Genomic DNA, 1,448 nt, shown 5'->3' with positions numbered 1-1,448 from the left:
GGAAACAGATTCCGAAGTGAATGTGTAATTTTGACGTGTCATGGAACCAATTTCTTTCACTTAGTAACGGTAGTGCTCGGGCTTGAACGGGCCGTCAGGCGATACGCCGATATAGGCGGCCTGCTCGGGGTCCAGCTTGGACAGCTTCACGCCGATACGGTCAAGGTGCAGGCGCGCGACTTTCTCGTCCAGATGCTTGGGCAGAATGTAGACTTCATTCTTGTACTCTTTGCCACGCAGCCAGATTTCCATCTGCGCGAGAACCTGATTGGTGAAGGACGCGGACATCACGAAAGACGGGTGGCCCGTCGCATTACCAAGGTTGAGCAAACGGCCCTCGGACAGCAGGATCAAGCGGTGCCCATTGGGCATCTCGATCATGTCGACTTGTTCTTTAATATTGGTCCATTTGTGGTTTTTCAGCGAAGCAACTTGGATTTCGTTGTCGAAGTGACCGATGTTGCCAACGATCGCCATGTCCTTCATCTCGCGCATATGCTCGATGCGGATCACGTCCTTGTTGCCGGTCGTGGTGATGAAGATATCGGCGCTATCAACAACGTCTTCGAGCAGAACGACTTCGTAGCCATCCATCGCCGCCTGCAAGGCGCAGATCGGATCGACTTCGGTCACTTTAACACGCGCACCAGCGCCGGAAAGCGACGCGGCAGAGCCTTTGCCCACATCGCCATACCCCATGACCACAGCAACTTTGCCAGCCATCATCGTGTCCGTCGCGCGGCGAATACCGTCCACAAGGCTCTCTTTACAGCCGTATTTATTGTCGAACTTCGACTTGGTCACGGAATCGTTCACGTTGATCGCAGGGAACGGCAGTTGGCCGTCGCGCTGTAGCTCATACAGACGGTGAACGCCTGTCGTCGTTTCCTCGGACACGCCTTTGATCGCAGCGCGGGTCTTGGTAAACCAACCCGGGGACGCGGCCATGCGTTTCTGGATCTGCTTCTTGATCACTTCTTCCTCTTCAGAGGTCGGCACGGACAGGATGTCTTCACCCGCCTCCATGCGTGCACCAAACAGAATGTAGAGCGTCGCATCGCCGCCATCGTCCAGGATCATGTTCGCGCCGTCGGGGAAGGCGAAGGACTTGTCGAGGTAATCCCAGTGCTCTTCCAAGGACTGACCCTTGATCGCGAAAACAGGCGTTCCGCCCGCCGCAATCGCCGCCGCCGCATGGTCCTGCGTGGAAAAAATGTTGCACGAGGCCCAGCGAACGTCGGCGCCAAGCTCAACCAGTGTTTCGATCAAAACTGCGGTTTGGATCGTCATGTGGAGCGAACCAACGATGCGCGCACCCTTCAAAGGCTGCTCTGCGCCGTATTCCTTGCGCAGCGCCATCAGGCCCGGCATTTCCGTTTCTGCGATATCGAGTTCCTTGCGGCCAAAATCCGCAAGGGCGATGTCTTTAACAATATAGTCGTTGGCCA

Annotated in this window: 1 protein-coding gene; it reads right to left on the bottom strand. The window is 55.9% G+C overall.

Annotated elements, in window-relative coordinates:
• Positions 1 to 60: 60 nt before the first annotated feature.
• A partial coding sequence (gene ahcY, locus B9P63_RS18760; protein WP_425439769.1) for an adenosylhomocysteinase occupies positions 61 to 1,448 on the bottom strand: 1,388 nt, incomplete at its 5' end.

The sequence above is a fragment of the Planktotalea arctica genome (genome assembly GCF_002105285.1).
Lineage (GTDB): Bacteria > Pseudomonadota > Alphaproteobacteria > Rhodobacterales > Rhodobacteraceae > Planktotalea > Planktotalea arctica.
Note: the sequence above shows the minus strand (reverse complement) of the source record. Positions and strands in the feature narration are given on the sequence as shown.